At 34.2% G+C, this 24,166-nt stretch carries 31 protein-coding genes; 3 read left to right on the forward strand and 28 right to left on the reverse strand.

The genetic code is table 11. The annotated features are described in order from the left end of the window. Nucleotides 1-228 precede the first annotated feature (228 nt). Nucleotides 229-777 (reverse strand): hypothetical protein, encoded by a 549-nt coding sequence (locus tag AC1RFD_RS07325; RefSeq protein ID WP_492474710.1) that lies wholly within the window; start codon nt 775-777, stop codon nt 229-231. A 217-nt stretch (nt 778-994) separates the two neighbouring features. Between AC1RFD_RS07325 and AC1RFD_RS07330 the strand changes: the two genes are divergently transcribed. Further along, entirely contained in the window at nt 995-1,660 is a 666-nt protein-coding gene (locus tag AC1RFD_RS07330; RefSeq protein ID WP_036076407.1) for a response regulator transcription factor, read from the forward strand. 106 nt (nt 1,661-1,766) lie between these two features. Continuing rightward, a complete protein-coding gene (locus AC1RFD_RS07335; protein ID WP_319839250.1) occupies nt 1,767-2,909 on the forward strand; it encodes a sensor histidine kinase in 1,143 nt (380 codons plus the stop codon). A 142-nt stretch (nt 2,910-3,051) separates the two neighbouring features. Here AC1RFD_RS07335 and AC1RFD_RS07340 read toward each other — a convergent pair whose 3' ends face one another. From AC1RFD_RS07340 to AC1RFD_RS07405, 14 genes are all read right to left on the reverse strand, one after another. Next, nucleotides 3,052-3,606 carry a ferric reductase-like transmembrane domain-containing protein gene (locus AC1RFD_RS07340; RefSeq protein ID WP_492474711.1) on the reverse strand — a complete coding sequence of 185 codons (555 nt, stop codon included), beginning with the start codon at nt 3,604-3,606 and terminating at the stop codon, nt 3,052-3,054. Next, nucleotides 3,596-4,477, reverse strand: coding sequence for an FAD:protein FMN transferase (locus AC1RFD_RS07345; protein ID WP_492474877.1), 882 nt, complete (start codon nt 4,475-4,477; stop codon nt 3,596-3,598). The genes AC1RFD_RS07340 and AC1RFD_RS07345 overlap by 11 nt, the downstream gene beginning before the upstream one ends. A 52-nt stretch (nt 4,478-4,529) precedes the next feature. Continuing rightward, the gene (locus AC1RFD_RS07350) at nt 4,530-4,787 is read right to left on the reverse strand and encodes a hypothetical protein (RefSeq protein WP_054550292.1); all 258 of its coding nucleotides are present in this window, start codon (nt 4,785-4,787) and stop codon (nt 4,530-4,532) included. A gap of 17 nt (nt 4,788-4,804) precedes the next feature. Continuing rightward, on the reverse strand, nt 4,805-5,449 hold the full coding sequence (locus tag AC1RFD_RS07355) for a copper amine oxidase N-terminal domain-containing protein (RefSeq protein ID WP_281216339.1): 645 nt from the start codon (nt 5,447-5,449) through the stop codon (nt 4,805-4,807). 324 nt (nt 5,450-5,773) lie between these two features. Then, a complete protein-coding gene (locus AC1RFD_RS07360; protein WP_036076413.1) occupies nt 5,774-6,979 on the reverse strand; it encodes an EAL-associated domain-containing protein in 1,206 nt (401 codons plus the stop codon). A 443-nt stretch (nt 6,980-7,422) separates the two neighbouring features. Continuing rightward, complete coding sequence (locus tag AC1RFD_RS07365) at nt 7,423-8,526, reverse strand: TFIIB-type zinc ribbon-containing protein (RefSeq protein WP_288584977.1); 1,104 nt, start codon at nt 8,524-8,526, stop codon at nt 7,423-7,425. A 14-nt stretch (nt 8,527-8,540) separates the two neighbouring features. Beyond that, entirely contained in the window at nt 8,541-9,872 is a 1,332-nt protein-coding gene (locus tag AC1RFD_RS07370; RefSeq protein WP_048392584.1) for an SPFH domain-containing protein, read from the reverse strand. Between the two features lie 162 nt (nt 9,873-10,034). Beyond that, entirely contained in the window at nt 10,035-10,409 is a 375-nt protein-coding gene (locus AC1RFD_RS07375) for a DUF423 domain-containing protein (RefSeq protein ID WP_103118262.1), read from the reverse strand. Between the two features lie 11 nt (nt 10,410-10,420). After that, a complete protein-coding gene (locus tag AC1RFD_RS07380; protein WP_004225136.1) occupies nt 10,421-10,846 on the reverse strand; it encodes an acyl-CoA thioesterase in 426 nt (141 codons plus the stop codon). A gap of 298 nt (nt 10,847-11,144) precedes the next feature. Continuing rightward, complete coding sequence (locus AC1RFD_RS07385) at nt 11,145-11,870, reverse strand: ATP-dependent DNA ligase (RefSeq protein ID WP_492474713.1); 726 nt, start codon at nt 11,868-11,870, stop codon at nt 11,145-11,147. Nucleotides 11,871-11,947: 77 nt separating this feature from the next. Further along, complete coding sequence (locus AC1RFD_RS07390; RefSeq protein ID WP_054550297.1) at nt 11,948-12,301, reverse strand: YhjD family protein; 354 nt, start codon at nt 12,299-12,301, stop codon at nt 11,948-11,950. Continuing rightward, on the reverse strand, nt 12,294-12,632 hold the full coding sequence (locus AC1RFD_RS07395; RefSeq protein ID WP_054550298.1) for a YolD-like family protein: 339 nt from the start codon (nt 12,630-12,632) through the stop codon (nt 12,294-12,296). Before AC1RFD_RS07395 ends, AC1RFD_RS07390 begins: the two co-directional genes overlap by 8 nt. A gap of 10 nt (nt 12,633-12,642) precedes the next feature. Next, nucleotides 12,643-13,902 carry a Y-family DNA polymerase gene (locus AC1RFD_RS07400; RefSeq protein WP_492474714.1) on the reverse strand — a complete coding sequence of 420 codons (1,260 nt, stop codon included), beginning with the start codon at nt 13,900-13,902 and terminating at the stop codon, nt 12,643-12,645. Further along, nucleotides 13,899-14,120: a transcriptional regulator gene (locus AC1RFD_RS07405; protein ID WP_312145572.1), complete on the reverse strand. Its 222-nt coding sequence runs from the start codon at nt 14,118-14,120 to the stop codon at nt 13,899-13,901. Before AC1RFD_RS07405 ends, AC1RFD_RS07400 begins: the two co-directional genes overlap by 4 nt. 278 nt (nt 14,121-14,398) lie before the next feature. Here AC1RFD_RS07405 and AC1RFD_RS07410 point away from each other — a divergent pair, with 278 nt between their 5' ends. Beyond that, on the forward strand, nt 14,399-16,081 hold the full coding sequence (locus AC1RFD_RS07410) for a hypothetical protein (RefSeq protein ID WP_492474715.1): 1,683 nt from the start codon (nt 14,399-14,401) through the stop codon (nt 16,079-16,081). Between the two features lie 52 nt (nt 16,082-16,133). On the opposite strand, the gene AC1RFD_RS07415 is transcribed toward AC1RFD_RS07410, so the two are convergent. From AC1RFD_RS07415 to AC1RFD_RS07475, 13 genes are all read right to left on the reverse strand, one after another. Next, on the reverse strand, nt 16,134-16,808 hold the full coding sequence (locus tag AC1RFD_RS07415; protein ID WP_492474716.1) for a M15 family metallopeptidase: 675 nt from the start codon (nt 16,806-16,808) through the stop codon (nt 16,134-16,136). After that, nucleotides 16,805-17,212 carry a phage holin family protein gene (locus AC1RFD_RS07420; RefSeq protein WP_492474718.1) on the reverse strand — a complete coding sequence of 136 codons (408 nt, stop codon included), beginning with the start codon at nt 17,210-17,212 and terminating at the stop codon, nt 16,805-16,807. The genes AC1RFD_RS07415 and AC1RFD_RS07420 overlap by 4 nt, the downstream gene beginning before the upstream one ends. A 138-nt stretch (nt 17,213-17,350) precedes the next feature. Next, entirely contained in the window at nt 17,351-17,827 is a 477-nt protein-coding gene (locus tag AC1RFD_RS07425; protein ID WP_492474719.1) for a hypothetical protein, read from the reverse strand. 20 nt (nt 17,828-17,847) lie between these two features. Further along, on the reverse strand, nt 17,848-18,816 hold the full coding sequence (locus AC1RFD_RS07430) for a hypothetical protein (protein ID WP_492474720.1): 969 nt from the start codon (nt 18,814-18,816) through the stop codon (nt 17,848-17,850). A gap of 99 nt (nt 18,817-18,915) precedes the next feature. After that, entirely contained in the window at nt 18,916-19,122 is a 207-nt protein-coding gene (locus AC1RFD_RS07435) for a hypothetical protein (protein ID WP_492474721.1), read from the reverse strand. A gap of 51 nt (nt 19,123-19,173) precedes the next feature. Beyond that, a complete protein-coding gene (locus AC1RFD_RS07440; RefSeq protein WP_492474722.1) occupies nt 19,174-19,731 on the reverse strand; it encodes a hypothetical protein in 558 nt (185 codons plus the stop codon). A gap of 95 nt (nt 19,732-19,826) precedes the next feature. Next, nucleotides 19,827-20,021 (reverse strand): hypothetical protein, encoded by a 195-nt coding sequence (locus AC1RFD_RS07445; RefSeq protein ID WP_258860524.1) that lies wholly within the window; start codon nt 20,019-20,021, stop codon nt 19,827-19,829. Nucleotides 20,022-20,038: 17 nt separating this feature from the next. Next, nucleotides 20,039-21,853 carry a phage tail protein gene (locus AC1RFD_RS07450; protein ID WP_492474723.1) on the reverse strand — a complete coding sequence of 605 codons (1,815 nt, stop codon included), beginning with the start codon at nt 21,851-21,853 and terminating at the stop codon, nt 20,039-20,041. 58 nt (nt 21,854-21,911) lie between these two features. Then, nucleotides 21,912-22,517 carry a hypothetical protein gene (locus AC1RFD_RS07455; RefSeq protein WP_054550308.1) on the reverse strand — a complete coding sequence of 202 codons (606 nt, stop codon included), beginning with the start codon at nt 22,515-22,517 and terminating at the stop codon, nt 21,912-21,914. Between the two features lie 123 nt (nt 22,518-22,640). Beyond that, entirely contained in the window at nt 22,641-22,913 is a 273-nt protein-coding gene (locus AC1RFD_RS07460; RefSeq protein ID WP_492474724.1) for a hypothetical protein, read from the reverse strand. 89 nt (nt 22,914-23,002) lie between these two features. After that, on the reverse strand, nt 23,003-23,233 hold the full coding sequence (locus tag AC1RFD_RS07465; protein WP_054550310.1) for a hypothetical protein: 231 nt from the start codon (nt 23,231-23,233) through the stop codon (nt 23,003-23,005). A 53-nt stretch (nt 23,234-23,286) separates the two neighbouring features. Beyond that, the gene (locus tag AC1RFD_RS07470; protein WP_054550311.1) at nt 23,287-23,940 is read right to left on the reverse strand and encodes an Ntn hydrolase family protein; all 654 of its coding nucleotides are present in this window, start codon (nt 23,938-23,940) and stop codon (nt 23,287-23,289) included. 49 nt (nt 23,941-23,989) lie between these two features. Then, nucleotides 23,990-24,154 carry a hypothetical protein gene (locus AC1RFD_RS07475; protein ID WP_155483391.1) on the reverse strand — a complete coding sequence of 55 codons (165 nt, stop codon included), beginning with the start codon at nt 24,152-24,154 and terminating at the stop codon, nt 23,990-23,992. Between the last annotated feature and the right edge of the window lie 12 nt (nt 24,155-24,166).

Consider the following 24,166-nt stretch of genomic DNA (forward strand, 5'->3'; position numbering starts at 1 on the left):
TGCTGAGATGTAGAATTCTTATACGGAAATATACCATAGCCAATACAAGAACTATAAACTTAAATATAATTACACAGCACACTTCCCTAATGCGATCCTTTTGCTTTAAGCTCAAATACTAGAGATTCTTTGTCTAAGCATTGTTTATACAACAAATATAGAAAATGAATGCAGTATGCAACAAAAATGTTAAGCTTAGTAATTATGAGCCGAGTCATGTTTACATAATTAAGAGATAAAAATATGAATCCCTCCTGTAATAACACTTAATGCCGCTATTGAGATATGGATTGTTCGCAAGCTTCGATTTTTTCTATAGTTGAATAAATTCATTCCTATAATAGCAGTAATTGATAAAAGAATAATTGCAATTAAGCCAATAATTCCTTCATTCTCCAATTCACCCTCATTAAAGTACATGATTATCCCATGACCAATACCTAACAACAATGCCATTGTGCCAAAAAGAGTATGATATCTACCTATTAACTTTGCTACGTATAAATATAGCCCTTTAGATTGTGGGAAAGTACGAATTACAGACTTCAAGAAGGTTCTAATAGGAAAAATCATACCCGCTGCACCAATTCCTATGAATGCACACCAACCAATTAATTCACCAAGGTCCTCATAACGCCCTTCTTCGTGTTGTTGTCTACCGTTACCCTCATCATACTCATCTTTTCCTTCAAAAATATCATCAGCATAAATGGGATTTACATCATACAAAAAAAACATAACTACCAATACTATCCCAAACATTTTTAAATATCGCATAGGAGATCTCCTTCCATATTGAGGTTCAACATTAGTCTAAGCAACCAATATGAAAAAAATCTGAAAAACGGTACTAGAAAAAATTACGATATTTAATTTAAATTTCTTTTTTGGCTTAGAATAAGTAGAAGATTGGTCGCACAAAAAATTCAGGTGGATTTCATAATGTTGTTATAAATTAGTTATATTGAATATAAAAAAGGTAGGAGGAGCTTCGTTGAAAATACTGATAGCAGAAGATGATAATCGATTAAGAAAAAACATTGTTCACATCATTCAAAAAGAATTTCATCAGGTGGATGCTGTAGATAATGGTCAGCATGCATTAGAATACATACTGTTTCATACATACGATCTAGTCATTTTAGATTGGATGATGCCAGAAATAAGCGGTATTGATGTGTGCAAAGAAGCTAGAAGAAATGGTTATGAAGGTGGCATTTTAATACTAACAGCAAAGGATGATTGCAATGACATCATCTGCGGATTAGATGCAGGTGCTGACGATTATGTTGTTAAACCATTTAAAATGGAAGAACTCTTAGCGAGAATACGTGCCATTTTAAGAAGAAAAAATAAATCCATTCATCAAATCATTCAAATTGATGATTTAAAGTTATATTTGGATTCCAGAACACTTTTTAAAGATAATCAAGAAATACTATTAACTAAAAACGAATTTTTATTGTTAGAGTACCTTTTTATCAACAAAGGCATCATTCTTACTAGAGAACAAATTTACACACAAGTATGGGGCTTTGATCATGAAATGACAAACAACAACCTTGATGCGTTAGTAAAATTAGTTCGTAAAAAAATCGATCATAATCGTCCAAAATCCATTATTGAAAACATTAGAGGAATAGGATACAGAGTGAGGTAGCATGTTTAAGAAAACTCGTAAAAAACTAACTTTATTTAACTCCATTTATTTTATAGGCTTTTTCTTTGCTTTTCTTATTATTCTATATTTTTCATTAGTTCAACTAATGGATTATCAACAAATAGAAGAACTAGAAACTTATTATAAAGAACAATATCATGACTTTTTTGAGCACAAAAATGATAATGAAGGGAAATTAGAATTTAACCCAAATGGTATGTATTTTTACTATATTTATACAAAAGAGCAGATACTAGTCCACGGTGACGAAAACTATCAAGGTTTATTTAAAGATCTAGAAAAAATCATTCAAACGGAAGATCCTTCTAAACGTTTTGTAAAAAATATAAAGTGGAACGATAAACATCTTTTAATTTTATCGAAACCCATTCAGCCGAACGATGAATTTCTTGGATATATTGTTATAGGCAAATCGACCACATCACAATATCATTTTTTTCAAAAAATGATCTTACTGTTTATTGTTTTAATTATAATTTTTACAATAATAATTGGATTCTTAAGTTACTACATGGCAGGAAAAGCCATGATTCCCATTCAACATGCACTTGAAAAACAGAAAAGCTTTGTTTCAGATGCTTCTCATGAGTTAAGAACACCGCTAAGCGTATTTTATAGTTCACTCGATATTTTAGAATCTGATGAAGCTAGTAATATGAGTGATTTCGGTAAAGAATTGATTGAAGATTTAAAGCATGAAGCAGAGTTAATGAAAGAGCTATTAGATAAACTATTATTTTTAGCCCGACATGACAAAAATCGTATTCATTCAACTAAAGAAAAAATCTCCTTAACAGAGTTGCTACTAACGATTAGTAGGAAGTTTAAAAGAGCGTTACCGAAATCAATCGTTTTCGAAACAGAAATCCAACCTAATGTTGAATTTATTGGAAATTCAAATAATATAACTGAATTAATTTATATATTATTAGATAATGCCGCTCAGTACACACAAAGAGGATCAATCTATCTAAAGCTTTTACAAACTGATAAAATGATATATATCTACATTGAAGATACAGGCATTGGGATTTCTAAGGAAGACCTCCCTTTTATTTTTGATAGATTTTTCCGGAGTGATGCTGTGAGAAACAGAAACGGAACAGGACTAGGACTTGCTATAGCTGATTCTATTGTTCAAGATCACGGAGGAACACTCACAGTTCAAAGCGAATTGGAAAAAGGTACAACATTTTGTATTCAATTTCCTCTTTATACTAAAAAATAGGCTCTTCATCGTTACATGATGGATAAACCATAGAATGGCATTACATGTATCAGTAGTGCCATTCAACTAGTTTATTTTTTTTGAGCTACTTTGGCAGTCTAGCTAACATGGAGAAACTGCCTTTCATCCATTCATGCACCGCTTACTTGCTAACCCCTTGCTTTTGATCTTTCTTCTTAAATCCATCACTCATCAATCTTACAAGTAGTGCGGTAATTATAACCATTACCGTACTGCTATAAAATAAAATTACCAACATTTGATTAGAGTCAGTACCAATGAATAGCCCATGAATAAGTGATAATATCCAAGCAGGTAAAACAAGAAAATGCATCTTCTTCCAAAGTGAAAAGTTCATTTTATTTATCCATATATCTGATGTTAAAAGAACTATTAAAAATAAATAAAAAGCTATGGTTCCTAGCCCAGACAACAATGCCTGATAGTTAGCGCTAAAAGGTAATAGGATTTCAGAAATAGTATAGGGTTCGTATTGATCAATCATTAGTAAAAGTAAATGTGCAATAACAGTTATAAATCCCATCCATCCACTCATTTGATGTAATTGAAAGTATAAGTTTTTATTGGACTTGAGAGTAGGAGATTTCCTTAGTAAACCAAAAAAAATTGACATACTGAAGTAAAAATAACTTAAAAGCCCTAATAATCGAATCCATTCCCAAGTACTAAATAACATCTAATTTTTCTCCTCCTTTCAGCCAATATATACTTCCATCATCTTTTGCTATTAAGCAAGCACAAGGCATCTGTAGTTTGTCAAACCATACTTGTAATTCTTGTTCATTAAATAAAAAAGCCAGTTTTGTTGCCACTTCTGCTTGACATAATGAGTTTGTTATTATCGTTGTTTGAAGGATTGGGCTAATGATTACCTCTCCGGTTCTTCCATCTAATAAGTGATGCTTTTCTTTCCCCTGCTGTTTCCAACTTCTGAATATACGATTCGATGTGGCAATTGCTCCATTTTGAATTCTAATTGAACTGATCTCTTCGTGTATATGAAATGGATGAGCAATCCCAATGGTCCATGTCTTTTTGCCTGACGACCACATTTTCATATCTCCACCACCATCTACAATTCCAAACTCTGGAGAAACCTGTCTAAGCCAATCAGCTATTTTTTCAACTACGTATCCTTTGGCAAATCCACCTAAATCAATTAATTGATTATCCGTTTTTAAAACTTCATTGTGATCCAAAAAAAGAAATGGCTTATTTGTCTTTTTTTCTATTTGTATTGCCTTATACGTTGATTCTTGAAAAGGAAAGGATCGATCATACCCATGTTGTTCTAAATGTAATTTTAAATACGGAGAAAATATATTATTAGTTAATGTATAATAGTTGTCTGCTGCTTTTAAACAATCATATAATGCAGGAGAAATTCTACCTATTTCTCCTACCTTTAGTTGATTAATTTGATTTAACTCATTATTTGGCTCAAATCTCGACCACTCTCTTGCAACGTGTTGCAACCATTTCACCACTTTGTCTTTCCAATCCATTTTTTGCGTTCCTGCAATTTCAATATAAAAGTTTGTATTCATCGTGTTTAATGAAAGGGTATCCAAGCAACTTCAACTCCACTTCAAACTAAGTTTAGGATCGTTTGGTAGTTCGATCGGTACGAATTTTATTTTGTTGTAGTTGATTCACTCCAACAATTTCAAAATTTGTCCAATCTAATTGAACAAGTTCCTTTTCTCGGTCTGACATTTTTTTTGATTGTTCATTTGTCAAATTTAGATCAGCTATGTTTATATCTGATGGAACATTATTAAATTGCGTTAATAGTAAAGAAGATAATATTACTCCAGAAGTGCCTAATATCCATTTAGCTTTCTTTTGATCTTTCATTCAATCATCTCCCTTTTTTATTTTAATAACTTCAATACAACAGCGTTATTCATTTCTTGCCATTCAGCCACATAGCCCAAACCATTTGAAATTACACTAATTGGAACATATATATTATCATTCAAGTAAAATGTAACAGCTGGTATCGGTGTTTTTATCTCGTTATAGTACACTACATTTGTCCCCGCACGAAAAATTAGTTCTGTACCAGCTTTATTAATTTCCAATATTTTACTATTATCATAATTAACTACTTTTGCACCTAAAAGTTCAGCAACAATTTTACCTGGCACATATATTTCACCATCTAAAGGAATCAAGTAAAGTGACACTGTATTATTATTATTTTCTAGTTTTAATTGAATTTCTTTCGCTTCTTTTAGGGGTAACCCTCCTTTATTTACATAAGTCGATCTTGTCCAAATATTCCATGTATTACTATTTGTTTCAGGGTATCTTTGGTCATAATATTCATATTCATCCTCTTCTTTATAATAATCATAATCATCATCTTCCTCGTCATCATCATAATCATCATTGTGCTTTTTATGAACATCACCCTCGTATTTTTTATAATCTTCTTCATCATCCGCATTTGCTATGTTGGCATCAACAAATGGCCAAATTAAACTAATAATTAGCAGTATTTTGATAATCCTCATTTTTTCAGCTCCTTTATGATATTTCCATCTTAATTAAGCTAAATGAAAAAATACTGAAAAAACAAAATCATTCATTACAAATTTAACAAATGTATAGACTGCCATTTTTGTTTCGATAGAGAAAGTTAATTTTCTATGAGAACTTAAATAGCATTCTTGATTGAAATCAAAAAAAATTGCCTTCTGCAAATATAGAAGGCAACTTCAGTATTTTACTAGGCTTTTAGGATTCTCCCCCATAATACCTAATACATTTAATTAAAATAAATAGATCGAATTGCAATTTGTACCCATGAAATGTTGTCACTAAAGAAATTACTAATATTATCTAAAGATTTTATGCTCATAAAGATAGTCATAGGAAAGGTCAACAAACAAATATTCATGCTCGTTGATGGCAATGGAGAATGTTCTTGTAATTTCTCCTGTTTCAATATCCCGATACAATTCAGAGATTTCCCCACTTTGATCGTTGCGCATTTTGATAATCGTTTGAAGGAAATAAGGGCGCCAGCTCCAATTTTTATTGATGGCACGTGGCTGTAGCTCCCAGTTCCCATCAATTCGCATAACGTTAGGCGTTAACTGGAACCCATCCTCATTACAAATATAGAGACGGAAGGAGTAGTTATCCAATAATTCAGCTAAATACTCTAAATGGGAGACATTGTCGCTTGTTGGTTTCACACGGTGAACAATCGCCTCTAATTCCTCCCTTAATTTTTTCAACTGCAAATATTGCGCCTCCAGCATTTTCTTTTCGGAAGTAATAAATTGCTGGCATTCTTTTTTAAAACGTTCCTTTAATATATCCTTATCGACAAAAGTCATAGCTGGATTTGCTAGGTATGGCCCTTGATAAAATCTACCGCCATTTTTCCAAGCAAATTGTAGCTGATAAACCGTTTCAATATCTTCAAATAATAGATTCGCTCCAATTTTATAAGCTAGGCTACCAATGGCAGAAATCATGTCCGATTGAGCGGACCAAGAATCGTAATTTAAATCACGTGTATTGACCTTTAAGATATGTGGTGCCAATAGCGCAATATGCTCTAAATGACTTTCGGCTCCTACTTCCTGAACGGCAATTTTTACCCCAAACGTCGTAAAATAGCGTAGGGCGTGATGTAATTTGTTAATATCCCCTATAAAACGATGCTCTGATACCACAAGTACGATACGCTGTAAATCTTTTTCCTCTATATATTGTTGGATAATATTAAAATGACTTTCACCAAAATCTTGCATCAATAAATTTGGATTGCTTGGGATATAAATATCAATTTCTGGTGCAATTTCATCAATTTTGGCTAATGCCGCATGTAAAATTTTATGTTCCATATCAATTCGATATTCTTCTGGAATATCTTCATTGTTGACAAAATCCTTTAAATTAATTTGCTGACCTTGAATTTGTAGATATCCGGAAATTTCGTAGGCAATCACCGTATGCGCATCTGCGCTAAATATCGGTTGATAATACCCATGTATTTGATCTAAATTTGTTAACACTTCAATTGCGTCCATCATCGAAACCTCCAATATGAATAACGTTTTCATTGTTATTCAAAAATAACATTACATTTATCATGACTAGCCTAAAAAATGCTCTCTGACTGTATAATAAGTTGTTTAAAGTAAAATCGCAACTTCACTTCTCATCATTAAAGGAAATCCGTCCTAATTTTTAACCACCATAATTGCATTATTTCTAACGACTTTCCTACATAGTAGGTTGCTTGTTACACCATCTTGCAACGTTATGCTTTTGTCCAACCAAGGCTGTTCTGATATTTTACTCTCCCTTTAATCTATGCAACTTGACGCAATGACAGCCGTGATAATGGATGATGATTATCCTATACCAGTCAATTAATTCAGTCATTTACCCAGTATTTAAGGACAATTTTATGAAAAAAACAGTATCCCAAAAGGACAATAAGAGGCTCCTACTGGCATACTGTTTATTATTATTCAGACATAAAGAAATACCAAATCAGAGCGATTACTGCTAATGATAAAATAACTGCAATTGTCACCCGAAGCGGTGAAATAGGGGCATTACCACCAACTCGACCCGTTTGTCCATTCACCATAAAGCGGTAAATCTTCTCCTTATAGCGGAAAGAAGATAACCAAATCGGTAACATTAAATATTTGTATGTAATATCATCATGGTTTGTGGAAAAGCGTAGATTGGATACTACATCCGCCCTATTTTCCCAACGGATTTTGGATGTAATCTGCGCATGGAGGTGATCATGGATTTCACTTTTTGCTTGGCTCCAGCCATCCTGCAAACCAACACTGTAACGCTCTGATAAAAATCCAGCTACATATTGAGGTTTATAGGCCTTATTATTAAGAAGATTAAATGGTTCAATTTTTCGCATCATATCTCGATCATAGCGTGTTGTGGCACTCACTAAATGATCGTCTATAAATTCCTGATAAAACCCACTTGTTGAATACCAATCCGTTTCAGTATGCGTTTTACCATCTTTATCCGTAACCGTTCGATGTCGTCCATATCTTGCGGAGTATCTGGAGCTTGTTTTTGAATCAAACGTCCAATACGGGAGGTATACCCCTTTAAAGGCATCAGGCTTTGCACTTATTTTGGCAGCCTTTGGTGTAAACCATCGACCTTTGATCCATTTCTGAAAATGTTCTCCTGCCTGCTTATCCGTTACTTCAAAAGCACATACGCCATTGGGAGCAAGCGTATTTTCAGCGCTCGCTTCCATGACCTGATTTGAGCCGCAGTAAGGACAACTGTCAGCGACCTGCAGAGCATCATAAATTGTCTCGGCCGCGCAAGCTTTACAAATAACTGTTTTCTTCTCCACGCCCCAATTGAAATTCCCACGTTCCTCTGCTTTTAAGAAGTCCATTTCCTGTGCAACCTTTTCCTCTTCTTGCTCAGGGGTTGCAATTTCAGATTCAAATCCACAATACGGACAGGTCAGCTTACCTGTAGCAGGATTAAACTCAATTGATGCACTACAGGATGGACATTCCGCATCAAAGTCAAGGTTTACTTGTTTGACATGTTCAACTTCTTGCGTTGACATAGGTCATCATCTCCTTACTTGACATCCTTTTCATCAAAAACATCGCCGCATTCTGGACAGAATTTAGGCGGATTGGCAGGGTCCTCTGGTGCCCACCCACATTTATCGCATGCATAGAGTAAAGCACCAGCTGGTTTTTTAGAGCCACACTCGCTACAAAACTTTCCTTTATTCACCGCTCCACATGTACATGTCCAGCCCTCTTCCGCTGGTTTTGCTGCGCCACAATTTGAACAGAATTTCCCTGTGTTGTCATGACCACATGCACATGTCCATGTACCAGATGCTTTGGCTGATTGATTTTGCATCGCAGCCTGAGCCATTTGCGCTTGCTTATTTTGCTCATTCATTTGATAAAGCTGACCAGCATTGACTCCACCTGCTTGTGCAGCCATATTCATCCCCATAAAGCCTGCCATAGCGCCACCATCATTGTTAGCAGCTGCAATCATCGCTTCTGCCTGAGCGCCTGTTAAATGGGCAGCAGCCATACCTGGATCACGCATAACCGCATTGCGTTGTAGTTGTTTTATCATGGCTTCGTCTTCCTCAGAAGCCTTTAGGGTACTAATCCCAAATGACACAACAGCTAAACCACGTGTAGCAAGCCACTTTTCTGATAATACCTTATTGAGTGCGTCTGCTAACGCAACCGTATGCGCAGGTATTTCACTATAACGAACGCCACTTGCTGAAATTTGTGCAAAGGCTGGCTGTAACGCTGTCATTAATTCTGATTTTAACTGGCTATCAATGGCCTCTCGCGTATATTCACGCTCTACATTTCCACATACATTTGTATAGAATAATAACGGATCAATGATTCTATAAGAATACTCACCATGACAACGAATGGCAATGTCGATATCTAATCCGATATTACGATCAATAACACGGAATGGAATTGGTGCGGGAGTACCATATTTATTGCCAACAATCTCCTTTTTATTAAAATAATAAACTCGCTGATCTTTAGCAGGTTCTCCACCAAATGTAAAACGCTTGCCTATCTGTTTAAATGTTTCCATAATGCCATGAGATAAATCTGAGCCATACATAATCGAAGGCTCTGTAGATGTATCATAGACATATTCCCCAGCTTCTGAAGAAAACTCTACAACCTTCCCCTGTTCAACAATCATCATACATTGCCCTTCATTGATGGCAATAATCGAGCCATTGCTAATAATGTTGTCATTTCCTTTATTTGAACCTCGTTTAGAAGTGCGTTTAATACCTTTAGTTACTAGAACATCTGAGGATAATGCCTCACAATAAAAATATTCACGCCATTGATCCTCTAAAACACCTGTTAATGCCCCTACGCCTGCTTTCAATAAACCCATAAATATTCCCACCTTCACATTGATGTTTAGCTTATTTTAACATCTCTTCATACTATGTAATACGCAAAATCAGACAAATTGTTTCATTTTCTTCTTATCAACAAAAAAACGAGAAGCGCCAATGATATAAATCATCAGAACGTTCTCGTTACTTTTTCTGTATTAGGATAAGGCAGCAATTATAACAAGCACCCACGCAACAATAAATAACATGCCACCAATTGGCGTAATCGCACCTAGCTTTTTCACACCTGTCACGGCTAGCACATATAGACTACCAGAGAAGAATACAATCCCTGTAAACATCAAGTAGCCTGCCCAAGAAAGTAGACTTGAGCTTCCTAAAAATGCATCATTGGATAGAATGCCAAGGGCTAGAATCCCTAAAGCATGATACATCTGATATTGCACAGCCGTTTCCCAAATGGCTGCATAATGCGGTGAGGCAAACTTATCCTTGAGTGCATGTGCACCAAAAGCACCTAAAACAACACCAAGAGCTGCCAAAATAGCGCCTAAAGCTATAAACATTTCCATCTATTGTTCTCCTATTTTGCCTCGACGGCAATTTCTTTATATTTGGCATCCCAAGCTGGGTCAATCTTACTTAATGATACCGGTCGCAATGTATCCTTATGCGCAAGAATATGTACGGATTGAGCTGTGGCTGCTACCGTGCCATCCTCATGTAAAATTTCATAGCCATACGTCGTTCGTAAACGATCATGCTTTTCTACCCAAGTGCGCACCGTCGCCACTTGTCCATAATGCATGGCTGCTTTATACGAAATCGATAAATCCATCACTGGCGATACATAGCCATCTTTTTCTAAGGCAGCATACTCAAAGCCCGCATCACTTACAAGCTGGGTACGCCCAATTTCCATCCAAATAATATAGTTTGCATGGTACACCACGCCCATTTGGTCTGTCTCTGCGTACCGTATTTCAATCTGTTTCTCACTCACAAACATTTTCTTCACCTCGTCCTACATTATAGCGCAAAAGTGTTGATTTGGTGGGGTTTTTGCTCTGAGGAAATTAGAACGGTGAAAAATAGAGCGTTGCTTTTCTCGGTATTTAAAATAAATATCGATTTTTCTAATATAAATTTTTATTCCATATAAACTCATATAAACACTTTTAAATGGGGTACTATCTGGGGTACCGTGGGGTACCACTTTTTGAATAATTAAATAAACGTGCACGAGCAGTTACAATACAGCACCTACAAAAATAACCAGGTACTCATTCGAGCGCCTGGTTATCAGTTTATTGCTCTGGCTTGAATCCAAATTCTACATTTGCCAATGGTTTACACTTACCGTTACTTAATTGTTTACCTACAAGCATTGTAAAAGGATTTTCTTTATAACCTAAGATAACAGTATCGATTACTTTGAAATGCTTATATTTGAGCCAATCATGGGATCTATGATTAGTTTTGTATGTTGAATTACTTCGCTTTCCTACAATACCTTCCATGCCTTTGTCTTTTGTTAGCTGAAAGATATTGTTACCATTACCCGTTACAGAAGGTGTGATAAGCAGACTATTAGAAGGTTCTATAATTGATAAAAGGATTTCTTTCCGTTCCACTAATGGCTTGTTGGTATGCGGTTTATTGGTCCCTAATACATCAAACGCAATAAAGGTTGCTGGATGGGTTAAAGTAGCCTGCTGAATCTTACTCGTATTAGAAAGTCTGCCCCTGAATGCAAAATCATCAAATACAGATACACCATTTCGAAGAACTACACCTTCACAGTCAATAATTGCTGTATGTGACTGAATTGAACGGCCAACCTCTTGAAGTTCAGGAAACTTAGCTGTCACATTGTTACCATGTCGAGTAAAAGCCTCTATCCGTTCTCCTTGCTTGTGTAAAAGAATCCGCCAACCATCCCATTTTATATCGTAAATCCATTCAGGATTATCATTTATTTCTTCATTATTTCCCATGTGTAAAAGCATAGGTTTTATTGGAGTAAATAACATTGTATATCCCTCCTTACTCTACATTATCTCATGTTAGATAAGACAAGAATACATGTAAATCAAGGGATTGATGGCAATTACAATTTCATTTTCTCATTAATATGATTGATCAATAATTTTTCTACTTGAGTCTTTAGTGCTTGGTTGGCATATCGAAGCACAACATCATTACCAGCAGTTGCTATTTGTACATCACTGAAATATTCATCTACATTAGTCCATCCTATAACTCGTATCTTTTGTTGCGCAAGTTTTCTTTTAAGTTCAAAATATTCTTGGCGTAAATCTTTTAAAAGGGCATCCATCAGCGGAAGAAATACAACTTTCATTTTAAATTGTTCTGTTTTTTGATAATCAATCTGTAAGGACTTCACTGCTAGTTCAATTAGTAAGTATTTGTGTAACAACTGTCGTTGATCAGGTTTAATCATAAAAATCAGCTTCTAATTGAGCTGACTGTATGTTTTGAATTGGAATTCGTTTTGTTTTAAGTAGTGTATCAAGTATGAGTTCATTAGTATTAAAATTAATTGTTTTGATAGTTCCAGTCCATTGTATGATTTTGTTGTCCTGCCACATTTCTAATTTAATGTCCAGTTGCCGACTATACGCTTGATCAATTGTTTGTTGTATTTCTTCAAGTTCCCATTCAGCTAGTTCTCTCGGCTGCTCTGTGAAGCCTTTTTTGTATTCCCTAAGTCCATCCAAATGTTCAGGCATCATCATGGATGCCCATTTAATGTTTCCACGATCTTTTATCATCCAATCACTCCTATGCTAAATGCCCACCAACTAGGCGATCACGTCCAATAGCTGTCCCTGCTCCAGTAAATGATACAGCACGTAATATTGCAGTTGATCCAAATTTATTTCTAATGGCGTCCATGGTAGGGCCAATTAATTGTCTCTGAGGTTTTCTCTCATCGAATAAATCTAACTGAATACTGTGCTCACGATCTAAGTTGGATATCCGGACAGAAAGCTGTCGAGCTGGCTCCCCTGCAAAATGCTCATCGAGTAATTCAAGACAGACTTTATACATTTCAAGTGTCTCGTTTGTAGGTGCAGAAATTGTTTTAGAACGATGAAATCCTTTCGTCATAGCATTTCGGCTATATGATAGACCTAAACTAATGGTGCGGCCAACAAATCCAGCATCCCTCGCTCGTTTCATCACATCCTCGCACATCTCTAAAAGTACTACTGATATTTCCTTTCGAGTGTGATAGTCCCTCATCAACATTTGCCCTTTTCCAAAACTTAGTGATGGATTCTTGACTAAAGGTTCACCTAGTTTAGATAGGTCAATACCCCAAGCATGGTGATACAATTGATTGCCCATAACACCAAACTGCTTTTCTAATTCATCTAAATCAGCATTTGCTAATCCACCGACCGTTTGAATGCCCATCTTATTAAGATTAGCCTCCATCTGCTTACCTATGCCCCACATTTCCGACAGAGGTCTCACAGGCCACAATTTTGTTGGTACATCCTCAAAAGTCCATTTAGCGAATCCTGTTTTTTTAGCGTCCAAGTCCAACGCTAATTTAGCCATTAACATGTTAGGACCCATGCCAACTGCTGAAGGTACGTTAAATTGATCAAGTATAGCTCTTTGTATTTCCTTGGCGGTTTCTTCAGCAGACCCCCACAATTTTTCAGTGCCAGTTAGATCAACGAAGCTTTCGTCCACACTATAAACATGGATTGCCTCTGGAGGAACATAGTTCGAGATCAACTTTGTAATTGACATGGACATCTGAATAAAGAAAGCCATTTTGGGTTCAAACAGTTTAATATCTGGATGCTTAGGAATTTCATAACGACGATTCCCTGTCTTAATGTTGAATCGTTCTTTCATGACTGGAGACGCAGCCAGCACCACACTACCTGGTTGACTAAAATTGCCGACAACTGCGATTGGGTACTTCAGTATATCCAACCCTTCTAACATGGCGATACAGCTGGCATAGAAGCTTTTCATGTCTACACAAATGATGGGTCGATTCGGCATATTCTCATAGTTCATACAACGCCACGCTCCTTATAAACAACTGGAACAACAGCAAGAACATTACTGATTAAAAATGTACGCTTTGTTTGTCTCATGAAACAGAATGCTTGAAATGAATCACCGACGATTTTAATAACTTTTACTCGCCTTTTTGTTACAGACCCATTTTTAGATACATACATCATGTTTACTAATTGATTACGCTGCATAGCTTTAACCAGTTGCTCTCTCATCACAGTTCCTCCTAATACGTGAAATGTTCCTCATTATAATTTATACAAGAACACTTGTTTGTTATACATGATAGAACAAACGTTTGTATTTTGACAAGATAAAATTTTTGGAAATAAAAAAAGCCCAGACTCTATAGTTTGTTATATACAGTCATTTAACTCACCTTTACTTACTATGTTATAATATTCCAATGTCTATAGATTACATTAAATTTCAAATCCAAATTGATAAAAAGTATATTTTCAACTGTTTGTACTAAAATTGGATACTGTTCAAAATGCAAATAAGTAAGGTTGATATTCCGGGGGTAGTTAATTTGATTTTTAAAAATATTTTTGGTTTTTCCATTATCAAATTTGATTCAAAGGATTTTCATGATGTTGTTCAGAAATTACATGATACAGGACTTTTTATTACCTATACACCTCATGAAGATCCAGAAAATATTTATGTAAACAGAGAATTTGAAGAATACTTAAAATATAAAAACGCTTTATACATGTCTGAAGGAATCAAGACTGAAGATGAATCATTAATAATATTTAAAACTAATCCTGAAGAAATAAGCGAAACAATCTTCAATAAACTAAAAAATAATTTTATTAGAGAAGATGACTTTACTTTTAGCACAACTGAGGAAATATCTCATATATATGGAGGTAAATTTGTAACAAAATTTCATAAAATCCACCTTTATGAAGAAGACTTATTTAACTGTGCTGTCCAAGCAGATAAGACCTTCTACGAAGCTGAAAAAATGTGTTTAACACCTAAAGCAAGGTTTAGTTCTCAAGAAAGAATAATGTTACTTCCGCTAAGAATTAAGCATAACGGAAAATACCTATTAAACTATGTTATGATTACAATTTTTAAAGAGGGAATAATATCATTGCAAATTTGTGTACAAGATTTCATCGAAAAGCAATTACTATTATCTGAATCACCTCCTAGATATAATTGTTTTGATGAAGTCTCTTTTTACAAAAGTAAAGAATATTATAGTTTTGATGACTATTGGGAAGAAGAAACCTTCGAAAATATAAATATTGATTATATTCTGACTGAATACAAAAAAAGAATTATCAATTTAATTAACTTGGATTTATATTCAAATGATGATTTTGATTCAGTTAGCTGGGGTATAGGAGATTTTAGTTCTTTTAAAAATCCTTATAAAGATTATTCTGCATTTTATACTAGGTATAAATCTAATATAGGGCAGTATTTATTCAATTTTGATAAACAGCTAGCTGAAAATAATGAAAGCGAAGAAGAAATACAAAGTTCTAGAATTCGGAATGATAAAGACCTTTCCTTTTACTGTAGTTCATATACTTCTGTTTTCACACTCCGAAGTGAAAGAATGAAAAATATAATCGAAAAGAATATTGAGGAATTAAAAACTTCTCCTTACTATAAAGATGCATACAAAAGAATTACCGCAATACATTTTCTTAATGCAAATTTAAATTTTGTGAAATTTTATGAAATGTCATTTGTAAAAAAGTACTTTCTTAAAGACTTACTTAATCAAATTAGTGAATCGAAAAATAGAAGTATTGATGAATATAACCGAATGATAAAGCAATTAAATACAATAAAGTTTAATTATGATAAGGATGTAATTTTCTTTACCGACGGGAGTCCTAAAACCCTTTACGAACGAATATTAGAAAAAAGTAATATAAATGATTTAGAAGATAAGGTAGAAAACTTTTTAAAATTATCTAAGGATGACATTCAGATTATTAAAGATAAAAAAAAGAATGCTAATGAATTATTGCTATTAAGCATAAGTTCGATCTTAACAATTGTATTAGGTTTTACAGGTTTATTAACTATCTTTAAAACAATTTTAGGAGAAGATAATCCTAATCATATATTTTATTCTATAGTTGTATGGGGAGTATTAATAACTATAATTATCATTTTAAATATTAGAAGATGGGTTTTAAAATAAACACTTGTATTTGAAGACCAAGACGGCATTTAAGCTGTCTTGGTCATTACATTTAATTCCTACGCTGTGCAATGATGATTTTTAGTCCTTCAATATCGCCATTTGTCATTGTGCCTTGGTCGAATTTATCTAGCCACGACTTATCAATCAGATTTTTATCTATTGCTTGCTTAAGGAAGTCACGTACTGCTGTTTTTGTTGTTTCATTAGTAAATTTCATTGTGTCATCATCCTTTTCATTTAGAATTTGCTTATTATCATCTTTGATCAATTGCACTTTAGCAAAACTGCTTGTAGGCACCATTACTTGTCCTTCGATTTTATAACCTTTAGGCATTGTCCAATTTGTAGGTATTTCAAAATGAGGTGCATCATACTGTCCAACAGGCCAATATCCTCCCCAAGTGATACCTAGTTTCTTAGCAATGTACCCTACCTTAGACAGAGTAGAAATATCATAAAGGTTTCGTGGTGGTGCTACAGCAATGTCCCAAGCTCTACGCGATGTATGATTGCTGTTACGCGTCCAGGTAACTACTTGCCCTGGTCTTGTTCGACCTTGTTCATATAAATAGTTTTGGCGTGCTTGGCTACGGTATGTTTCTGTGATGAATACGAAGTCTATTCCTGCCTTGTAACATTCTTGAAAGAGCAATTGACAGGCTGTTTGTGCGGCTGCTGTTAATTCGCTTAGATCGCGGCATGTTGTTGAAACACTTGTGCTCATTTAGCATTTTCCTCCTTCGAATTGAAGATTTCTAAAGCCTTTTTCACTGGTGCTGGCATGTCTACCCCTAGCTTTGCTGAATTTTCTCCTAAACTCACTAACTCGTTCAAAATGAACATTAATACTACAGCATCTGGAATGATTTGTCCGATTGAAAAGCCTTGATCTTGTAGTACTAAATAGATTAGATTAGCTACTACAATCCAGACCCACATCATGCCTTTTTTAATGATTCCTTGATAGCCTCGCTTGCTATTAATCGTCCCCCAGTTAGCTGCCATACCGGATAAGAAATCGATCGCATTCAAAATTAAAAGTACTGTCATTAATAAGCCCCAACCACCTACGAGCCACGATACTACTCCACCAACTGTGCTAAGTAAATACTTAAATGTTTGTTCCATTTATCCACGACCTTTGCCCTTTTTTGTGTAAATAAAAAGCCATGAGAAGTATCGAGATTCAGTACAGCATACCGTTGCACATCTCGATTGTTCTCATAGCAAAAATAAAAGCACTCTCATTAGGGAGTGCTAAGAAACTTACCTTTTTAATATTTGTATTTCTACTATTTTTTCTAACACCCATATACATCGAAGAAGCCTAATTCCTACAATTATTGTCAAACTAAGCGCAATAATTGTTAATGCTATAATAGGGCTATTATCTTTATCAAGGACTAAACTAATTAATGATGTAATTAACAATAGCCCTAAATATTTACTAGTGCTGAAAAATATAATAAAAATAGTTTTATAATGTTTACTCTTCCTTAACTGTTCCATTTGTTTATCATTATTTGTAGTTAGTAAAACTGAGAGACCAGTTATAACAAATCCTAACATTGCACCAGCTACAGCAGCAAGGGTCCCATAGAGAGTTGTTCTTGTACCATTTAAACTAAGTTCTATCACATTAAACCCAATATATTTATTCGTCAATATAACCACAATCGTTAAAAATATCAAAGTTAATACTAACTCAATCCCTAAAAAATGCAGTTTATAGTATTTTTTCAATAAATACCACAGCCTTCTCATTAGAAATTCCCATTTAGTTCACTAAAAGCTTCCTCAATTTTTTCAAACATACTCTCCGAATCAACTGATCTACTTCTATTATCAATTGTTACAACCTGTTTAGATTTTATCATTTTGTCCTCTAACAGATCGAACATACGGCTTTTTTCTTCCGATTTAGATTCAGCATCGACCTTTAGTTTATTAATTTTCTGTCTATTGTCTTCTGTAGATAAAATAGATTTTAACTTTTGGATAGAAAATGGCCAAGCGAAACCCTCTCTTGCATATTTCTTTTTTCTCATTATTATTTCAACAGATTCTGCATCGGAAACTTTTGCTGCTGAATTAAAAGCACTGAATAAATCTTCATCTAATTCTTTAATTATTGACAACTCATTTCTTGCTACTTCCATTTGCAACAAATTAATTTCCCCAATTTCCTTTAAACGATTGTCTAAATCTTTATTTAAAATTGGATTTAGATAAATATATTCAAATGGATTTTTGAAATTCTTACTTTTCTGCAGTAAATAGCTTACCAAGCTAGTTGTTCGAGGACCGTGAAAATTGAATTCAACTCCTAAAACTTTTTCGTCATGATAATAAATGAAATGAGTAATTTCGGCAAGCCCACTATTCGCAGGAATATTTAATGGCTCTAAAACGCCGTCCTTTTCTAATTCGGGTAGTGAACTTCTTCTAGAAATTGCAAATTTACCTCTAATCTTGTTTTGACTAATTTGCACATTATTTAGAAAACTAACATCATTATTGGAATAATACATAAACCTTGACTTTTGATGGTTTCCCACAAAACTAAGTTTTGATATTTTTTCGAAAATGTCAAATGGATTCGAATGATCGTGAAAATCATTAGAACCACTTCGCAATTCTTTGATATCAAATTTAAAGAAATGTATTTTCCTTTCAATAGTCTTCGGTTTTTTAATTTTAAGTTTTGTTTTTTCTTTAATTTTTATTACCAAGTCAATTCCTCCCTTTCATCTACCAATATTCGACAATAAAAAGGAATTTCCTCCTATTAATAGGCAATTAATTAAGCTCTCTCCAATGAGAGAACTCATTTATTTTTTTGCTGGTTCTTTTCCAACAAATAGAAACTTTTGGACGGTTCTTCCTGTTGCATTTAAAATTTCATTTGCAAGCCTACTCGCGATAACATTTGGATTCGTAAAATTCTGACTGACCTTAGGTGAAATGTAAGTAGCTGATTTTTCTACACCTTTTCTTAAGTATGTGTAACCACACTTTAAATGCACTTTTTCATCCATATACATCCCTCCTTTATTTATCTTTCCACATAAAGGTTGGTTTTCCTTTACTTAAGATTCGAATACTTTCCAAACCATATCATCATCCTCAATTGATCTATATGATAAAAGTTCAACAATCTTACCCTTTGGTACATCTTCATATTCCGACAAAAAATTAGTAACTTCATCACTAAAAAAGTACTTTTCTCTTATGAATGCTAGAAAGAACTTAGTTTCTTTAAATGTAAATTTATTTGTATAAGCCATTATTTTCTCTACATCATTAATAAAAACCTTCTCAGGGACATATTGTCCTTTATATTTCATTTCTACAATTGCAATTATTTCTTCAACACAATTCCCCAGATAATCATTTTTTGCTTTTTCTACATCTAATTTAACAACAACTAAATCTATCTTTTGGCTAGTATCTATAGCATATTCCGTAAAAATGGCTAAATGATTATCTTTTATAAATGTATCACCCAACCGGTTTCTAATATGATAATACATTGCATTTTTTAACGTATCTTCCCTCAATAAAAAATGAAGATTGTAATCACTTTTTATATCATAACGCCATACTTCTATTATTGTCTCATGTATTTTTTTATAAATTGACTCCACTGACAAAACCCCCATTTACTTTTCTATTACTTATTATTGAGTTTAATGTAGGTAAAGTCAGTAATATATTTTTGACAATAAAAATAACGCTAAGCCTATGCTTGCGTTTCTGTTTGTGTAGCTTCTGCTGGCAACACACTAACTATAATGTGTTTATTAATGATAGCTCCACCGATATTCACAAAATTAATTTTTTGATCATTGAGTGTAGCCGTAAATGCCGTTGCATCAAACTCGGCATTTGTTAAGTTGATCGCTTGACCGTTGTTTAGTTGTACTTGATAGTTCATAATATCAATCTCCTTTTTTATGTTAATGCCACTGAGCCTTTTGTTGAACCGTCAACTTGCACATATAATCTTCCGTTTGAATAAGAAATACCTATACCTGACGAATTCGCTCTAGCTACTCCTCGAACAGTTGCGTATGAAAAATCTACCGTCCCATTAAAATCAGTAATGCCACTACCTGTTCCGATTGTTATATCTGCAGAGTTCAAATTAATTTCTTGAGCATTTAATTCCATACCGTAACCTGAACTGTTGATACGATTTGAGTTATTAAATACTAATGACTTAAAACCACCACTTTTACCTAAATACAAATTGTTCCCTACTGTAGCATCAGTGCTAATATCAATTGTTGCACCTTCTATCCTTCCAGCATAAATCGTCCCTAAGTTCCCACTTATATCAGAAAGAACACTTACAGCACCAACTAAATTGATTTTTGAAGCCTGAATAGTGACTGACGTTGATGTTTGGTTAATCAACGATGCTATTGTATTACCGTTGTAATCTGTTTGAGAAACCTTACTACTGATTTGACCAGCTTGTTGAACAATAGAACTCTCAGCTGTCCCTAACCTCGAATCGACATTAGACACCCTTGTTGATATCTGACCAACTTCAATAGATAAAGACGACACTTGTGTTTGAGTGCTATCAGCTTTACGTTCTACCCTTGTAACCTCTGCTGTTATGCTATCAGCTCGGATGTTGAGTTGAGCCACCTCGTTAGTAATACGGTTGTTCACGCTTAAATTAATGTTATCAGCTTTAATATCAATAGCTGCAATACTATGATTGATACGTTCAACTTCTAAACGAATATTCGAGTCTGTTTGCGTAAAGGATGAGCGATATTCCTTAATGGACTCTTTCAAGATCTCTTGTGTTTCAGTTAATTCATCTGATAATGTTTGAGGTAGTGCATTCCCGATAACTACGGCCACTGTCTTGAATTCATCTGTTTCTTCATCAATAACTTGAGTGACCTCTAAAATACGAGTCTGCATTTCATAATCCCAAGGCTCATAGATTAGCCAGATACGTTCCCCGAGCTGTTTATCTAACAACTCGATTGAATCCAACTCAATAGATATTTCTGGCTGATCTTTTAGTGATTTTCTTGCTTTATCCATCAAATTCTCTAAATCTGAAAATCGTTCATCGCTCATGTCATCGGCATCACGAATACCCCATTTAGCAGCCTGTGGTGATGTGTATCGGACAACAAGGTTATCTTTTCCCTTAGCACTAATACGAGTCCTTAGATTATCTGTATTAACCGATTTAGATAGTTCAACTATATTGTCTCCATATTGATAGACAAAATCGTTACCTGGGCCAAGCATTTTGCTGAAATGGATGTTGTTGTTTGATGTGATCTCATATTCACATTCAAATGCTTCGCATATTTGATTCACTAATTTAACGATATTGTCATTACCAAAAGCCTCGATATAGCCATCTTCGTCAAAATCACTTGTGAAGGTCCAATTTGTATTCCGCAATGCAAAAGTAGCAAATTCATTTAAGGTTTTATGTCCTCCGTTGGTGCCCTCTTGTCTGCGCCAGATGTTATCAAAGAAGATATGCTGTCCAAGGATTGATTTCACATTCCCTCTCGATTTTCGTTGTAGCTGCTTTATCCTGAATTGAAATCCACCTGCCTCGATAACACTTTCCTCTGCAATCAAATGAAATGAATGTGGGTTATCACGTTCACTTGCATCCAAGGTCAGTTCAAACAATCCATCTATATTTTTTCGCACCACTGGCTTGCCACTACAAACTAAAGCTTCTGTTAAGGTACCATCATAGTTAGTGATTGATAGCATCGCTTCACCTTCTTTCACAATAAAAATACGCTACTCGGTGTGAGTAGCGCTGGTTAATCTAAGGTATATACTTTCCTGTTGAAGCATCAAAGGGAGCTGATTTCATTTCTGTTTGATCTCTATTCCAACCTATCACTTGTAACAAGTTAATATTTCTCTCAGTGTCTTTTCTAAGAATAAAGTTATAACCTTTCGCCCATTCTTTACCAGGGTAGATGCCACCTATTTTTAATGCTCTTTTTAGCAACTCCGGTGAATCATATTTGACATCCTTCATTAGTACAAACTCCTTTTTAGGGAAGGGAGATGTACCTTCTCCTGTTAGATCATTGACCATATCAATTTTTCCATCGTGAATGGTAACTAAGAAATACTTATTCGTATCTGGTACTCCAAATGAAATATTCCAATGTTTTCTTTTACCATCACTTCCGATTGACTTCCCTGGTTTATCCAAATCTATATTTATTGCTTGTAATAATTGAGCATCTTTATTCCATTTCAATGCTGAAGGAAAGGCTAATTCAATTGCTTGTATTATCGATAATTCTTGGTGGTCATCAACTTTTAGTATATGAATTGATGGCGAAGAAAGAGCAGAAACTTTTACAAAAGCACCTACTGTAAATAATAAAAGTACGCCAATAAAAACAATTCGCTTCATTTTCTCATCCCTTTTAGCGATATTGTTTCCGAACTGGATTTAAATATTCTATGGTTAGCTATAGTAAAATTTTCAATAAAAATACGCCACTCAATTGAGTAGCGCTTACTGAACAATATGGATCTATTTTGATGGATGAACAAATAACGCTACCCTTTTTAGGGCACTATCATTGTTTTGGCTTAATGGTTTGGGAAAACCATTAAGATACAAATTAACATTTTCTATATCATTGTTATTGACCTCGTAATTTAAATATCCTAGCTGCCTTCCAAAAGAAACTTCATAAGAATAGAAATTCCCTTCACTGCGTTCATCATTAAACTTATATTTAAATAAATCCCAATTATCCAAGATTTTTTCCCCAGTACCAGCAGAACCATTTAAACTCTTCATAAAAAGTCATCTCCTTTTTTACCATTTTACTAGAAAATCAGAAGATGATAAAATAAATAATCCTTATTCAGTTAGTTCATAATTTCCAACTATTGTTTATATAAATATGCCGAATAAATATAAATAGATTCTGGCACTTTCATATTATTCGATAAATCCGACTCTTTTAATTCAAACCTTTCACGATACGCCTTTAAATACATCTTTAAATCTGATTTCAATAACTTATTTGCTACTTCATGAAAGTTAAAATCATTTTCGTTTTCGAGCTCTCGTATCATTTTATCCAATTCTTCATAAGTCATATTTTCTTTGAACAATTTACTTACCTCCATATTAAAATTATCATCAGATAAACTTTCCCTATTAAACGTTATGGCTTAAGAGTTTTATGTCGATAGAATTGTGTATAATCTTTCGTTATCACTAAAATATCTATCGGCCCTCCACAGGTTGGGATTTTATCAGCAAATCTTTCATATTTTATAGTTAATTCAACAATAAATTCTGCTAGATCAACAGCATCCTTTAATGGCATAAAGTCAAAATTAATTACGGTATCTTCGAGAATTTTTTGTACAGGTAATAACTCTCCATTCCAAAACGCACCAGAATATAATTCTCCTGTATCTACTACATTACATCTATTACAAGTCATTTTATCTACAGTAAAAACATAAGGCTCATCATTATCAAAACCTGCAACGATAAAAGCTACCTCAGATTCGGGGTAATAATTATATAAAAAATCCTTCAATTTTGATGAAATTTGTTTTACAGTATCTGCCCGATTGACTAAATTTATATCAAACACCCTTATTAAATCCGCCACTGTTTTCCCATCAATAATTGCATCTCCACAGAACGAAACTCCAACAGTTGACTCTCTAACTAACATTAGTTTCTGTGAGTTATCAGAAAGTGTAAATCTATCAGTACCTGATTCGTTTTGTATCCAACCTGTTAACCTACTATCTGCAGCCATAACTATACCTTCAGGTACATATACTGATGTAATAATCGTCATTTATATTCCTCCTTTTACATAATTTAGTATACAAGGAGTAAATATTAATTCAATCTTTTTTTACCCCACTCCCTATAGATTGTCCTTTTGTATTCCCTGTTTGTGGTACTAGTTGTTGTGTTTTACACTGATCTATTAACTGTTTTTTATTAATAAACTCTGCTATTTCAACGGGTGTACCTTCAAATACATACTTATCAAATTTTAATTGCATAACTCTTTATAC

This window comes from Lysinibacillus sp. GW823-FHT02G10, assembly GCF_058797135.1.